Genomic DNA, 13,168 nt, shown 5'->3' with positions numbered 1-13,168 from the left:
TTTCCTCAATGCTCTCTCCACCACTGGCATTGTTCAGCAACCACTTTAGGAAAGGAACCAAGATGATTAAATTGGTCTCTTAAACGTATTGCATCGCTCTTATTGTTCATCACCAGGTTCTTCAACTCAGCAATGTATTCGCTGCTGCCAATTTGACGGGCATATTTTTCTATTTTTTTAATCGTTGCCAGAATATCATCAGCAATTAGAATCCGTTGTGATATAAAAGGATTGACAAATTCACCCTCAAAACCATATCGACTGGCCTGAAAACGGTTATAATTGTAGAGATAATATAAATCAGATGACCATGGTATGGATTTTTCTTCCAGTAAATATAAGGCCAATGCCTGAACATAAGCGACAATTAAAGCGGTTTTTCTAAGCATAAGAGGAGTATCAAATACACGTATTTCTACCGTACCCAGCTCAGGTTTTGGCCTAACATCCCAGTAGACATCCTTCATACTGTCAATGACTCCCCAATCACGCATTTTATAGAAATAACTTGAAAATTCCTGCCAATCCTTAAGAGCAGGAATACAACCTCCTAAAGGAAAGGCATTAAAAACATTTGAGCGAGAAGAGAAAAAACCGGTATCAATACCCTGATAAAAAGGAGAAGAAGCGCTGAGAGCAATGAATTGAGGAACATAGCGAGCAAACGCATGGGTAAGATAAATAGCATCATCGCCATTGGCACAACCAATATGAATATGTTGACCAAAAACAGTGGCTCTCTTGGCTAGATAAACGTGAATTCGATATAACTGGTCAAACGACAGCCACGAATGTTTTTTCAATATTCAAGGAAGGTTTCTTTGGCTTAAGTGCATAAGCTGCCAAACCAGCCAAGATATTGACCATAAAATTAAAGACAGAACGATGCCTTGAGTGTTCGATATTTGAAATATTTTTTAATTGGTCAATAACAGATTCAACAATGGCTCTTTTTCTCAACAGGACTTTGTCAAAGGCATCGAGCACTTTTTGCTTCATATTTTTTCTGACTTTGGTCAGTAGTTGCAAGCCTCTTTCAGCAAGTTTCTCGGTCAGATTTTGGGAAATATATCCCTTATCTCCAATCATTTTACCCAACAGATTTTTACTTAAATCGGGCACAACCGTTCGGTCATCTGTTCGGCTTGAGGTTATTTTAAAAGCCATTAGCTCACCTTTATCATTGGCCACCAAATGAAGTTTAAAACCAAAATACCATCCCATAGTTGATTTGGACTTCTCCGCTAACCCCTTAAATGTTTTATTCTGTTGCGCTCTTTTAACGTGGCAGACCTCAATAGGGGTTGAGTCTACGAAATAAATGCCAGTTAGAGTCTTTGATTGATTGTGGCAAAATGCCGTTAATGGCACTATACAAGATGGCATCAGCTCAGTCATTCTGCTATAGCTGACCAGTTTTGGGAAATAGGGACGTAAATCTTTCTGCAAAACATAAGAATAATAGCTTTTGAAGTTTCGATAATTGGATTGGTGGTAGTGTATCACTATCGTCATTATTTCGGACATAGACAGGCTACAGGGTTTCTTCCTGACTTTGCCTGAAATATTTATAAGTTGCTGCTCAAAGATTGGTAAAAACTTTTGACAAAAATCATCGACAATACAGAATAATTCGACTAACTTATCCATTCCAGGCCTCTTGTATCCTATTACTGTTCTTAGAAAAAACAAATAAGATCACAAAAGGTCTGGGTTTTCAATATATTTTCTCTTTGCAGGATAATCCTTAAACAGTTACATCGAATTCACGTTAGATAACGAAACGTATGTGATATTTTTTTGTATCGTTGGGTCGGGAAAATTTTTTGCATTGTCCATTTTTGAAATGGATGTGTTCCTCCCCCACAAAAATTAACCTTCGCACCGGCAGCTATTGCTAATAAAATGGCTTGTAATTCAAACAACTCCTTTAATAAAGTCATTGGTGAATCATGAATAGACGTGTTAATCTCAATCATACTTTGGGTAATTTCAGGTTTTATAAGCTTTTGATAATGGGTTTCTTTTAATGCTCTGATAAGGTCTTTTGCCCGCGAGGCAAGAATATATGAATTCGTATCTATAATTTGAAATTCCAGCTCCACACCTATGGATGCAATATGTGATGCTTTAAAAGGTAATAATTTCATATCTTTCCTGATCTTATAAACATTCCCTTACAATTTCGATTTTGTACATCTATTTTTATAACAGGCGCATAGTTATTTTTACCTGCTTAAATTATAGTTGATGGATTGAAACCTTCTTTTGAACCGTAAGAATTATGAAAAAATATCTTATAAAAACAAAAAATCTTGGTATGCGATTTATTCAAAAATCTGATATTCAACTTTTAGAAGATTTAGAAAAGGATCCGGAAGTGAAAAAATTTTTTCCTTCAGGCACCTTGGATCGCGATGAAATTCAGGAAATGATCAATGATTGTCTTTTCGAATGCAACAAAAGGAATCTACCTTGTTTTGCCATTTTTGAACTTGAAACGGGAGAGTTTGTTGGCAGAGCCTATTTTGATAAATTTAAAACCGGCGAAACTAAAATAGGTTATCTTTTTCACAAAAAATTCTGGGATAAAGGCTATGCCACTGAAGTATTGCAAGCCTTATTAGACTGGGCAAAACAACATATTAATGCGGATTATATCATTGCCTATGCCGATAAAGAACACACCGCTTCTTTTCGCGTCATGGAAAAGTGCGGCATGGAATATTACAGGGATGGAAGTTATAAAGGGATGGAAAGTAAATTTTATCGTATAAAAAACCAATAGCTTTCTTTCAAAACTCTCTCTTAGAGAAGAACGTCCGCGGTATGAACCTCGAATTCGCATATACCGTCGTGTATGCTTGATTCTGCATCTTGTCTTCTCACACTTCAAAAAAATCCAAAAGCAATCGTCAGGTTTATTTTACGCAGAAAAAATGAATGATATTACGTAGCACATTTTCACAAAGATTTAATTGTTCAACCGTTATAAACTCATTGGCACGATGTGCCTGATCGATATCACCCGGACCACAAATAATGGTAGGAATTGACGCTCGCTGAAATATGCCGGCTTCAGTAGAATAGGATACTTTTTTAGGTGATTTTATGCCGATTATCTTGCGTATTAAATCAGTGATTGGTTCATCTTCCGAGACAGAGAAGCCTGGAGCATCGGAAATAATGTCAATAAAAATATCTGCTTCCGAATATGTTTTACGCATTTCTGGTAATAACTCTTCATTGATGTAATTTTCAACCTGACTGCGAAGACTTTCTTTTGAAAAATCAGGAATGTAGCGGATTTCAAAAATAAATTCGCAATTGGCCGGAATCACATTACGAGCATAGCCACCACTAATAATATTGGTTGACAAAGTCGTAAAAGGCACATCGAAATCTTTATCAAATGGACCTTCTTTCTGGAAAAAAAGAGCCAATTGTCGGATATAGGTAATCAAGCGACTGGCATATTCAACTGCATTGCAACCACGCGGTGCCAAAGAGGAATGAGCGGCAAGTCCTTTAACCTGACAATGAAAAACCTGTCTCCCTTTATATCCTGTAATGGGCTGCATTCTTGATGGTTCACCGACAATACACGCTTGTGGAAAAATCTTGCTTTCTTTTATATATTGCACAATATAAGGTACGCCAAGGCAACCGATTTCTTCATCACAGCTAAATGAAAAATAGATGGGTTTATTTAATTTCATTTTGCAAATATCCGGAACAAGGGAAAGCACTACAGCAATAAAGCCTTTCATATCACAAGTCCCTCGACCATATATTTTTCCATTGCGTTCAATGACTATGAATGGATCGCTATTCCATATTTGCCCATCCACGGGAACAACATCTGTATGTCCCGAAAAAACAATACCGCCTTTGGTCTCACCATTGCTTGCAGGTATCATCGCGAATAAATTGGCTTTAGATTTATCAGAGCCATAAATCATCTTGAAAAAAATACGATATTGATTTAACCAATCTCCTATTGTGTCAACCAGGGCAAGATTAGAGTTTTGCGAGGTGGTATCAAAGCGAACAAGATTTGCAAGCCATTGTAGCTTATCCATGCCTGGCTCCTTCCTGTTGTATTTAACTTTACTTTAGCACAGGAAAAAGCCAGCATGTGTAAATCTATATAGCTTAACTTACAGGATAAGAAGTTCCTGTCACTGCAGGTAACAATTCTTCGGCGTCTGCCGTGTTATTGACCACTTTCGTCACACAAACATCAGACCAGACATTCAGGGCCGTTTCCAACATATCAATTAAGCTGTAAAAAGGTAAAATAATACCCATTAAGGTAATAGGTACATTCATGCTGACCAATAAACTGGCACTCAGAAAAAAACAGCCCATAGGAACACCAGCATTTCCTATTGCAGCAATAGTAGAGACCAGAACCCATAATGCCATCATAGGAAGAGAAATATGGATACCTTGATTTTGCATAAGGTAAATCACTGTGACAAAAATAAAGGCAGCACAGCCGTTCATATTGATACTGGTGCACAAAGGTAGTACAAAACGACTGATTTCGGGCTTAACCTTCAGATTTTTCTCAATCGTATTCATGGTGACAGGCAAGCTACCCACTGAAGATTTGGAGAAAAAGGCCAATGAAAGAGCTGGCATCATACCCATAAACGCAGGAAACGGTTTGACACCTTTCATCTTCAGCCAGATCGGTAAAACCACGAGTCCCTGAATTAGATTGGCCAGTACAATGATCAGTAAATATTCACCAAGCCCTTTAAACACCATGCCACTACGAAGTTGTACCATGGTTGTGGTAATGAAACCAAATAATCCCAGCGGTATCACGGCAACGACCCAGCGGGTAATCACCAGAAATAAACCATGAGCCCCCCGGAAAAACTGGATGAGAATACGTCGTGATTCTTTATCGGGAATTTGCCTTATAGCAAACCCAAAGACCAGGCTGACTAACAGAACGGACATAACCTCATGTTCAATAAACGGAGCAAACACATTTGATGGAACAATATTTGCAAGATGCGCAAGATATCCTTGCTGATGGGCTTTTGCCGTATAGTGCCCAGTACTTCCTGATACCATTGCCGGTTGAATAAAAATATATAAAAGGCAACTTATGGTTGCAGCAATGATTGTGGTGGTAAAAGTGTAACGAATCGTCCGCCGCCAGATGTTTTTCATTAATTTATCTGAACTGTAGTTAATTAAGGTAACAATCAATGAGAGAGAAATAATAGGCAAACTCACGCACTTAAAGATTTGAATGAATAAATCTGACAGGAAAAAACCTACCTGATGAAAAAGCTCAACATCGGATAAGCCATTTAAGATGGCTAAAAAAATAACGATTAAATATACTACGGGATTATTAAATCGAAACTTATGAAATAAAGATTGGGTTATATTCATCTCTGGTTGTCCTTAGAAGAAATCAAAACAAAATTTAAAATTTTTTTCTAACGACAACAACAACAAAAAGACCGCAATTGAGAAAGCTCGGAAAACAGGAAAACAACCATTTTTTGATAAGGGAATAATGACATGGCGATCTTTTATGTAAAATAATTAAACATTCAGGAATGTATTTTAACATTATAAGTGATCATGTCAAGCATAAACTTTAAAAACCCTAAGAGTATCATGTTAACTTCCGTTCAGTTTGACATAAAAACAATCCTGTGTTTTGTTCTTTAACGAACGTTATCCTGAATTCGGCTGATTTGCTCAAATTTATGCGATAAAATTTTAAACCTAAAATAACAGGGCTTTTTTTAGACAAACAATTCTTGTATAAGCTTCATCAATACGTTCAATGGCAATCCTTCCTTGATGAATCAAACCCTCAATGCAATCAATAACTTCACTGGCAGATATTGAGCTAAACTGATTAGCAAAAATTAACATGTCCGTTCCTGCGTTAATGGCTAAAGTCAGGCTGTCGGATAATGAAAAATACTTTGCAATGGCCGGCATTTGCAAATCATCACTTATAACAACACCTTCAAAACCATATTCTTTTCTCAATAATTCAGTAATCAGCTTGTGGGATAAACTAGCCGGAAGACCGCTTTCATCTAACAGCCGATTAATTACATGGGCTGTCATTATCATTACAGAGACATTGCCATCAGGAATTAATTGTTGATAGGGAATCAGTTCCTTTGATAAGAAAGTATGAGTGACATCTACCGCATCTTCATGACTGTCTTCTTTTGCGCTGCCATGTCCTGGAAAATGCTTGTAAGCACAGACGATCCCCTCTCGGTTAAATATATTTACAAAATGTCTGGCCAGCCTTGTAACTGTCTCGGGATCATCTGAGAAACTCCGCTCCAGACGGCCAATCACTCCTGAGTCGCAATTGAGATTCAAATCAACCACAGGAGCAAAGTTCAGATTGATGCCTAATGATTTTAAGCCAGTGGCCATTTGTTGGATCTCTTCAGTAAATGTTTCATCCGAGAGCATGGCTTGTTTAGAAGCGGACATGGTATCCATCATATCCTCAATATGACTCAGGCGATCAACAGCGCCTCCTTCGTAGTCAATGGCTGTTAAAAGTGGCAAAGCCTCAGTGTAGCTGGAAACAGCTTTGGAATAATGATTCAGTTGATAAAGCAAGTGACGTATTTGAGATGTATTAACAAGATTTTTTCCATATTGTTTTGATTGACTATCAAAATCAAACAGCAATACACCTCCCAAACCATCCTTTTGCAGCCAGTCTACAACGGGACTTTGTTCATTCAGTTCCGTACCTGAGAATCCCATTATCAGCATTTGACCGATTTTATTGCGCAAGCTAATCAACATTAACTCCTGATAAATTTTGTGCATGAAGTATATACAACACATATGTCATACACAATGACCATAAAATAACGTGAATCTGACATTAAAGACAGAAAGCAAGGGCTAAATGGCCGTTAGTCGGCATCACTGGCTTTGATTGAAGGAAGACTTTTAAAATCGCATTTACAGTTTCCTTCAGCATCAGGAGGAAAAGGTACTCCTGAAAAATCACTTGGATAACAGACAGACACATTCCAGGCAACATCCGTTGCCTTAATACTCGAAGGCAATACCCAGTATCTTATAGCCATATACGACTTACCTTTCTCACTTTGCCAAAATACAGGCGTAAACGTTGCCTTGTACATTAACCTTTGACTTGGCTCACAGGTAAATTGCTGGCGATTCCAGGATTTGCCCGCCGGAACCTCGATTGTCAGTATAGTTTTATTTTCTCCTGCATCAATCACATCGACCGTCACATTGTAGTTTGTCCAACAACTGTCCTTAACCAGCGTTAAATAACAGTTAAAGGCCATGACTTGTGCATAAAAAAACAAACCGATAAGTACAAATATCAAACGCATAGACATATCATCACCTATAAATCCATTATCCCTTTTTCTAATTATAAACCGACATGACGCAGCACAGTATTTTTTAGACAAAAATGAGCAAATTTGGAGCAGAAAAATCAGTTTACTGATAAAAAATGATCTTTTGTTAGGCAAGTATTTGCGGTTTTTTGGCAAAAAAACAAGTCTTTTGCCAATAATTTATCTTAGAGTCGCATTACAAGTTGATTTTAATTGCAACTCCATATATCCTTGCCTGCGAGGAGAGATGGCCGAGCGGTCGAAGGCGCACGCCTGGAAAGTGTGTATACGGAAACGTATCGAGGGTTCGAATCCCTCTCTCTCCGCCAAAAGCCTGAGAAGATGCAAAAATTTATCACTATTATATAGCTATATATTCAATCGAACCTCATTTTTGTATAACATACAGGCATCCATTCTTTTGAATCATTTAATTTCACAGTCACCATGCCGCAGTCTTTTGTCTGCAGCAAAGGTACACCAAATGCCTTATAACGTTGCACAACTTCAGCATGAGGAAAATGAAAGCGATTATTTTGTCCTAAAGAAACAATGGCGTATTTTGGCTTCACTTTGCGTAGAAAATTGTCTGATGATGAAGTTTTACTGCCATGATGCGGAACAAGCAAAACGTCTGATTGTAATTCCTGCCCATATCGAGAAAACAAATAATCCTCTGCTTTTTTTTCAATGTCCCCTGTGAATAATATCCGGCCATTAGGATGACTGATCTGCAAAATGCAAGAGCGATTATTTTTTTCTTTAAAGCGTTTTTTGATGGGAAAAAAACGAAAATCAACCCCGTCCCACCTCCATGATGGATAATGATGACAGGACAGGCCTCGATGATAATATTTACGATCATTGACAATCAACTCCTGCACAGGCATGGCGGACTCCAATGACTTTAAGCCGCCCCTATGATCCTTGTCAGGATGACTGATTACTATTTTATCAACAGACGTCACCTGCTGTGATTTTAAAAAAGGCAGTATGGCGAGTTTTGCCATGTCACTTCCCTGATAGAATTGATCTCCAGTATCATAGATCAATACATGATTCTGCGTTTGAATAACCGCAGCTAATCCCTGAGAGACATCGAGAATATTGACCAATAATTCACCGGATTTAATCTTTTGATAAGGCAAAAACAACGCCGATAATATCAATATAAAAGCCAATATCTTATAGGAACTTATTGGCAAAAGCACAAAACAAAATATTGCTGCCATCAAAGAAAGAGGAATAATAATCTGATTAAAAGACAGAGAAACATTAAAAACAGATAACCAGTCCACCCAATATAATATTTTAAGGAGAAGAGCAATTAAGACAGTCAAAGCTTGCATGAATAACCCGTGAGCCGCAAAAGGCAGGAACAACAGCATAACCAAAGCCAGTGGAACAATGAAAAATCCAACGAGTGGAATAGCAAATACATTGGCAATGAAACCTGTGACAGAACCATAGGAAAACCAATAAATCGTCAATGGCATTAAACCAATTAAACAAACAAGCTGAGCTAAAATAATTTTTTTAATTCCATGAACCGGCCATCTTTGATGGGCAATGATGAGGACAGCCACTGCCACAAAAGACAAATAAAATCCAGGCATCAGCACAGAGTGAGGTTCAAATAATAAAACGAACAACAAAGCATAACGCCAGATCTGCCAAATTCCGTATTTTTGGCCACCAAGATACTGAAGACTAAAAAAGAAACAACCAATACATGCGCGTTGTGCAGGTACAGCAAAACCGGCCAGCAAGGCATACATTAATGCAGAAAAAAGACTGGTAATGCTTGCTGCTCTTACCGCTGGCCAGCGCAAACAAAGAAAAAAATTCCTCCGCCATAGCCATTTTGTCAAGACAAAAATCATACCGGCAATCAATCCAATATGCGCACCGGAAATCACCATGAGATGTGTGGTTCCGGTTCTTCGGAACAAATCCCAAAGTTGTGGCTCAATCTCTTTTGTCAAACCAACCGTAAGTGCTTGCAAAATTCCAGCAGTCTGAAGGTTGGGTGCCGCCTTACGAATGTGTTTCGCAATATTTTCCCGGATATTGAAGGGCCAATCCTTGTCTTTGCCGGTAGACAATAGTATCCCCGAATGATTTTTTACATATCCAGTCCATTGTAAATGACGAGAAGAGAGCCATTGAACATAATTAAATGCGCCAGGATTACCCAGATTATGAGGTTTTTTTAATTTAACCTGAAACTGCCATTGTTCCCCGATATTCAAGGCAGATGGATGATGATACCAGGATAATAATAAGCTGGTTTTTATTTTTTTACCGTTAATTTCTTCTGTTTTAAAATAAAACTGTTTTTTCTCAGGAGTCTGAAAAGAAATAGAATGAATACGTCCTATCACTTTAGCCTGCAAGACATCAGAATTCAGCGGCAGTGTTGATGAAACCCACCATTGATGGGCCAACGCATAAAGACAGGCAAGAAAAAACAGGAAAACTCCGGATAAGCGCCATTGAATGATGCAAACAAATGCTATAAAGACAAATAAATAATAATGGCCTGTGTATGCAAACAATACACCAGCCAACAGGCAAAATATTTCCATTAAAGTTTAAAGTTGGACTCCGTTACGAGGCTAACATTACTTGAAAATATTAAAGCTTGCAAGTTGTTATGAAATTACAATAGGATAACTTTAATCCCGCATTCTGCAACAGAGGATATTTTTTCGTTTGGTTGGGACAAAATGAGACAAGCAACTCAATAAACGAATAATGGGGAATCATTAAAACAAAAACAGACCTCTGCGGAGCGTATGTTGCAATAACTCAGCACAAACGGACAGATTTGGGCTGACCGTAGGTTTAACTCAGGTAATAAGGATATTAGCATGATTATCGCAGCTTTAAATGAAACTGATAACGAAACCCGTGTCGCCATTACCCCCTCATCTGTAAAGCATTTTATCAATCTTGGTTTTAAACCACATATTGAGCAAGGCGCTGGTTTGAAAGCTGGATTTAAAGATCATGATTATGAACAGGTTGGCGCTACAATTATCAACAACAGAATGACCTTGCTACAAAATACCGGTATTCTTCTTTGTGTCGGAGAGCCGGATCAAAAAGATATAGTCCATTTAACGACTGGTTCTTTGATTATAGGCCATTTTGATAAAGATAAAGAAAACGCCGTCGTACGTGGATGCCTGAATAAGAACCTGAGCCTATTGTCCATGAATTTTATTCCTCGCATTAGTCGCGCGCAATCCATGGACAGCTTATCTTCACAGGCTAATCTGGCAGGATATCGGGCCATATTGGAAGCCATCTGTCATTTTAAGCGAGCTATCCCCATGATGATGACGGCCGCTGGCATGATTCATCCGGCCAAAATTCTCATTATTGGAGCAGGTGTTGCAGGACTGCAGGCAATAGCCACAGCAAAACGATTAGGCGCTGTAGTCTATGCTTTTGATGTACGTAAAGCAGCCAAAGAACAGGTGGAAAGTCTAGGCGCTGAGTTCATTGAAGTCAGCACTGATGAAAATATGGAAACATCGGGGGGATATGCCAGTGAAACCAGTGAAGAATATAAAAAACAGCAGGCCGCACTGATTAATGAATATGCCAGAAAAGTAGATATTATCATTACCACTGCATTAATTCCTGGAAAAAAAGCACCGTTATTGCTTAATAAACAGACGGTAGAAGAAATGAAAGCCGGTTCTGTGATTGTCGATTTAGCTACTTCCCGAGGTGGAAACTGCGAGGTCAGTGTACAAGACAAGATCATTCAATACAATGAAATCACCATTATCGGAATAAGCAACATGGCAGGATTAGTACCAGCGACTGCCAGTGAATTGTATGCTAATAATCTTCTGCAACTTATCAAGATGCTTGCTTCTTCACCCGGGGAAATTCACTTTGATTCTGAAGATGAAATTATTCAGCAGGCCTTAATTTGCCATAAAGCCCAATTTATGCCTTTTCAACTGGTCATGGAGAATGAAAAATGAATGAATTTAATACATTAGCCAATCCTTATATTGCCATTTTTACTATTTTTGTGCTCGCCTGCTTTGTTGGATATTATGTGGTATGGAAAGTAACACCTGCCCTGCACACTCCTCTTATGTCAGTAACAAACGCAATCTCCAGCATCATTATCCTAGGTGCCTTAATTGCTGCTGGCCGCCAGTTTACAGGTAGCCTGACCTGGCTTGGAGGTATCGCTGTATTTCTGACGGCAATCAACATCTTCGGTGGTTTTGTGGTGACGCAACGTATGCTGCGCATGTATAAAAAATAACAAGGATGCAACCATGTCAATTTTAATTTCATTCCTATACTTATTTTCGGCGATATGTTTTATACTTGCCCTGAAAGGTCTCGCCAGTCCGTCATCAGCACGCCAAGGAAACTTACTGGGGATCATAGGGATGGCTGTCGCCGTCATTGCTACCTTGCTCATGCCAGATCTTTATCATCATGCTCTGTTGATCATGCTTATTGCCGCAGGTGGTATAGTGGGTACAGTCATTGCTTTGAAAATCAAGATGACAGCCATACCCCAGCTTGTAGCCGGTTTTCATTCACTGGTTGGGATGGCAGCTGTTCTCGTTGCCTTCTGTGCTTTTTTATCACCTTCTTCATTTCACATTGGTTCACCAGGAGCCATTGCCAATACCAGTCTTGTGGAAATGAGCCTTGGATTAATTATTGGCGCTATCACCTTTTCCGGCTCCGTTATTGCTTTTTTAAAACTGCAGGGTCTTATGTCTGGCGTGCCTGTTCGCTTCACAGGCCAAGCTTGGCTTAATTTGCTCATTGGAATTGCTATTATTGCCTTTTTTATTAGCTTTGTCATGAGCCAATCATTTCATCTGTTTCTGATTCTTGCAGGATTATCATTTTTAATCGGTATTCTATTGATTATCCCGATTGGTGGAGCTGACATGCCAGTTGTGATTTCCATGTTAAACTCCTATTCAGGATGGGCTGCCGCAGGTATTGGTTTTACTTTAAGCAACCATCTTTTGGTGATTACCGGGGCTCTGGTTGGAGCCAGCGGTGCTATTCTCAGTTATATCATGTGTGTAGGGATGAATCGTTCGCTGATCAATGTCATTTTTGGCGACTTACAAGGCTCAGATAATCTGACGGACAAAAGCAGTGCTGACAAGCAGCAAGTAAATCAAGCCAATGGGGAAGATGCCGCCTTTCTGTTGGGCAATGCAAGGGATGTCATTATTGTTCCTGGCTACGGTATGGCTGTAGCTCATGCACAGCACGTCGTGAAAGAACTGACGGATGCGCTTGAAGAACGTTCCATCAAAGTGCGCTTTGCCATTCATCCTGTAGCTGGCCGTATGCCAGGGCACATGAACGTTTTACTTGCTGAAGCGGGTATCCCCTATGATCGAGTCTTTGAACAAAGCGAAATCAACCGCGATTTTGCCACCACTGATGTGGCTTTTGTTATTGGAGCCAACGACATCACTAATCCGGCAGCAAAAACTGATCCTAGCTCCCCTATCTACGGCATGCCCGTTTTGGATGTGGAAAAAGCAAAAACCGTTTTATTTGTGAAAAGAGGCATGTCGCCAGGCTATGCAGGGATAGAAAATGATCTTTTCTATCATGACAATACTTATATGCTATTTGGTGATGCAAAAGGCATGACTGAATCCATTGTCAAAGCTTTAGAACAAATGTAATCATTTATAATGGATGGATAAATGGTGTCCATCCATCTTTCCGTATGGTTCTTATTCTTTATTAAA

The 13,168-nt window shown here is 39.0% G+C and carries 12 protein-coding genes and 1 tRNA gene; 5 read left to right on the top strand and 8 right to left on the bottom strand.

Annotated features, from left to right (window positions below; translation table 11 throughout):
• Positions 1-5: 5 nt before the first annotated feature.
• The 3 genes from E4T55_RS13590 to E4T55_RS13580 all read right to left on the bottom strand — a co-directional run bounded on the left by E4T55_RS13590 (position 6) and on the right by E4T55_RS13580 (position 2,150).
• Positions 6-803: a YbdK family carboxylate-amine ligase gene (locus tag E4T55_RS13590; RefSeq protein WP_058501507.1), complete on the bottom strand. Its 798-nt coding sequence runs from the start codon at positions 801-803 to the stop codon at positions 6-8.
• A complete protein-coding gene (locus E4T55_RS13585) occupies positions 775-1,650 on the bottom strand; it encodes an IS982 family transposase (RefSeq protein WP_115325218.1) in 876 nt (291 codons plus the stop codon). Before E4T55_RS13585 ends, E4T55_RS13590 begins: the two co-directional genes overlap by 29 nt.
• A 116-nt stretch (positions 1,651-1,766) precedes the next feature.
• Positions 1,767-2,150, bottom strand: coding sequence for a glutamate-cysteine ligase family protein (locus E4T55_RS13580; protein WP_058501083.1), 384 nt, complete (start codon positions 2,148-2,150; stop codon positions 1,767-1,769).
• Positions 2,151-2,284: 134 nt separating this feature from the next.
• Between E4T55_RS13580 and E4T55_RS13575 the strand changes: the two genes are divergently transcribed.
• A complete protein-coding gene (locus tag E4T55_RS13575; protein ID WP_058501082.1) occupies positions 2,285-2,788 on the top strand; it encodes a GNAT family N-acetyltransferase in 504 nt (167 codons plus the stop codon).
• Positions 2,789-2,921: 133 nt separating this feature from the next.
• Here the strand turns inward: E4T55_RS13575 and argE are convergent, their stop codons facing one another.
• The 4 genes from argE to E4T55_RS13555 all read right to left on the bottom strand — a co-directional run bounded on the left by argE (position 2,922) and on the right by E4T55_RS13555 (position 7,394).
• The gene (argE, locus tag E4T55_RS13570; protein ID WP_058501081.1) at positions 2,922-4,082 is read right to left on the bottom strand and encodes an acetylornithine deacetylase; all 1,161 of its coding nucleotides are present in this window, start codon (positions 4,080-4,082) and stop codon (positions 2,922-2,924) included.
• Positions 4,083-4,155: 73 nt separating this feature from the next.
• Positions 4,156-5,418, bottom strand: a complete 1,263-nt coding sequence (locus tag E4T55_RS13565) for a dicarboxylate/amino acid:cation symporter (RefSeq protein WP_058501080.1) — start codon at positions 5,416-5,418, stop codon at positions 4,156-4,158.
• A gap of 342 nt (positions 5,419-5,760) precedes the next feature.
• Positions 5,761-6,819, bottom strand: coding sequence for a glycoside hydrolase family 3 N-terminal domain-containing protein (locus E4T55_RS13560; protein ID WP_058501085.1), 1,059 nt, complete (start codon positions 6,817-6,819; stop codon positions 5,761-5,763).
• Between the two features lie 116 nt (positions 6,820-6,935).
• Positions 6,936-7,394, bottom strand: a complete 459-nt coding sequence (locus tag E4T55_RS13555) for a hypothetical protein (protein WP_058501079.1) — start codon at positions 7,392-7,394, stop codon at positions 6,936-6,938.
• Between the two features lie 244 nt (positions 7,395-7,638).
• On the opposite strand from E4T55_RS13555, the gene E4T55_RS13550 reads away from it, so the two are divergent.
• Positions 7,639-7,726, top strand: a tRNA-Ser gene (locus E4T55_RS13550).
• 48 nt (positions 7,727-7,774) lie between these two features.
• On the opposite strand, the gene E4T55_RS13545 is transcribed toward E4T55_RS13550, so the two are convergent.
• Positions 7,775-9,985, bottom strand: coding sequence for a DNA internalization-related competence protein ComEC/Rec2 (locus E4T55_RS13545; protein WP_058501078.1), 2,211 nt, complete (start codon positions 9,983-9,985; stop codon positions 7,775-7,777).
• Positions 9,986-10,270: 285 nt separating this feature from the next.
• On the opposite strand from E4T55_RS13545, the gene E4T55_RS13540 reads away from it, so the two are divergent.
• From E4T55_RS13540 to E4T55_RS13530, 3 genes are read left to right on the top strand one after another with little or no spacing between them, the layout of a single operon-like run.
• Positions 10,271-11,401 (top strand): Re/Si-specific NAD(P)(+) transhydrogenase subunit alpha, encoded by a 1,131-nt coding sequence (locus E4T55_RS13540; protein WP_058501077.1) that lies wholly within the window; start codon positions 10,271-10,273, stop codon positions 11,399-11,401.
• Entirely contained in the window at positions 11,398-11,694 is a 297-nt protein-coding gene (locus tag E4T55_RS13535) for a proton-translocating transhydrogenase family protein (protein ID WP_058501076.1), read from the top strand. Before E4T55_RS13540 ends, E4T55_RS13535 begins: the two co-directional genes overlap by 4 nt.
• Before the next feature lie 13 nt (positions 11,695-11,707).
• Positions 11,708-13,102 carry an NAD(P)(+) transhydrogenase (Re/Si-specific) subunit beta gene (locus E4T55_RS13530; RefSeq protein ID WP_058501075.1) on the top strand — a complete coding sequence of 465 codons (1,395 nt, stop codon included), beginning with the start codon at positions 11,708-11,710 and terminating at the stop codon, positions 13,100-13,102.
• The last annotated feature ends 66 nt before the right edge of the window (positions 13,103-13,168 follow it).

Origin of the sequence: Legionella israelensis (assembly GCF_004571175.1) — a bacterium.
Classification (GTDB): domain Bacteria; phylum Pseudomonadota; class Gammaproteobacteria; order Legionellales; family Legionellaceae; genus Legionella_D; species Legionella_D israelensis.
This window is presented reverse-complemented; position numbering and strand designations above follow the sequence as displayed.

Coding starts and splice junctions, on each gene's coding strand:
- E4T55_RS13585 (WP_115325218.1), bottom strand. CDS start 1,650: ATGGATAAGTTAGTCGAATTATTCTGTATTGTCGATGATTTTTGTCAA.
- E4T55_RS13580 (WP_058501083.1), bottom strand. CDS start 2,150: ATGAAATTATTACCTTTTAAAGCATCACATATTGCATCCATAGGTGTG.
- E4T55_RS13575 (WP_058501082.1), top strand. CDS start 2,285: ATGAAAAAATATCTTATAAAAACAAAAAATCTTGGTATGCGATTTATT.
- argE (WP_058501081.1), bottom strand. CDS start 4,082: ATGGATAAGCTACAATGGCTTGCAAATCTTGTTCGCTTTGATACCACC.
- E4T55_RS13565 (WP_058501080.1), bottom strand. CDS start 5,418: ATGAATATAACCCAATCTTTATTTCATAAGTTTCGATTTAATAATCCC.
- E4T55_RS13555 (WP_058501079.1), bottom strand. CDS start 7,394: ATGTCTATGCGTTTGATATTTGTACTTATCGGTTTGTTTTTTTATGCA.
- E4T55_RS13545 (WP_058501078.1), bottom strand. CDS start 9,985: ATGGAAATATTTTGCCTGTTGGCTGGTGTATTGTTTGCATACACAGGC.
- E4T55_RS13540 (WP_058501077.1), top strand. CDS start 10,271: ATGATTATCGCAGCTTTAAATGAAACTGATAACGAAACCCGTGTCGCC.
- E4T55_RS13535 (WP_058501076.1), top strand. CDS start 11,398: ATGAATGAATTTAATACATTAGCCAATCCTTATATTGCCATTTTTACT.
- E4T55_RS13530 (WP_058501075.1), top strand. CDS start 11,708: ATGTCAATTTTAATTTCATTCCTATACTTATTTTCGGCGATATGTTTT.